The organism is Aeromonas sp. V90_14 (assembly GCF_029967615.1).
Taxonomy (GTDB): Bacteria; Pseudomonadota; Gammaproteobacteria; order Enterobacterales; family Aeromonadaceae; genus Aeromonas; species Aeromonas hydrophila.
Genome location: NZ_JASCAS010000023.1, coordinates 1 through 917, shown reverse-complemented (window position 1 = coordinate 917; position 917 = coordinate 1). Strand labels below are relative to the sequence as shown.

Annotated in this window: 1 protein-coding gene; it reads left to right on the top strand. The window is 50.9% G+C overall.

Translation table 11 applies throughout. From position 1 onward, the window contains the following. Positions 1–165 precede the first annotated feature (165 nt). On the top strand, positions 166–708 hold the full coding sequence (gene gmhB / locus QLG02_RS10300) for a D-glycero-beta-D-manno-heptose 1,7-bisphosphate 7-phosphatase (protein ID WP_162516590.1): 543 nt from the start codon (positions 166–168) through the stop codon (positions 706–708). Positions 709–917: the final 209 nt, after the last annotated feature.

Here is a 917-nt window from a genome sequence, read left to right as displayed (position 1 = left end):
GTGAAGGTGGCCGTACCGTAGGTGCTGGTGTTGTAGCTAAAGTTATCGCTTAATCGATACTTTAAATACGCACATGAAAGGGGTGGCTTCGGCCACCCCTTTTACTTTTGGGGCTTTAAATGGCCTGTGAGATACTTTGCGAAATCATTGATAGAGGTCGTTTCTGTGAGCAAACCAGCCATTTTTCTGGATCGTGATGGTGTCATCAACGAAGACACCGGTTATGTCAGCAAGGTAGATGACTTCCACTTTTTGCCCGGGGTCATCGAAGCCCTGCAGCTGATGAAGAAGAAAGGGTATCTGCTGGTCGTTGTCACCAACCAGTCTGGTATCGCCCGCGGTTATTTCAGCGAAGATGATTTCATGAACCTGACCGAGTGGATGGATTGGTCATTGGCCGATCGCGACGTGGACCTGGATGGTATCTACTTCTGCCCCCATCATCCGGAGCATGGTGCTCCCTGTGACTGCCGCAAACCAGAACCGGGAATGCTGCTGCTTGCCAAGCAAGAGCTGAACATCGATATGAGCCGCTCTTATATGGTGGGTGACAAACCTTCCGATCTGAAAGCCGCCATCAATGCCGGGGTTGGTTACAAGATCATGGTCAGAACGGGCAAGCCGGTAACGGATGCTGGTGTCGAGCTGGCCGATGCCATCTATGACAATCTGCATGATTTTGCCGTAGCTGCCCCCACCGTGGCCTGATTTTGCTGGTTTTAAATGCTTTTTGGTGGCTTTGTGAGCGGTTGAGCGATGAAAGCCATCTTTTTGCAATTATCTGCTTGCCAGAAAGTTTCAGCTCCCTATAATGCGCCTCCATCGACACGGCAAGCGGCAACGCAAACAGCCGGGTCGGTAGCCTCGAAAAGCCTTTGCAAATAAGGCTTGACTCGAGAAGGCGGTTGAGTAGAATG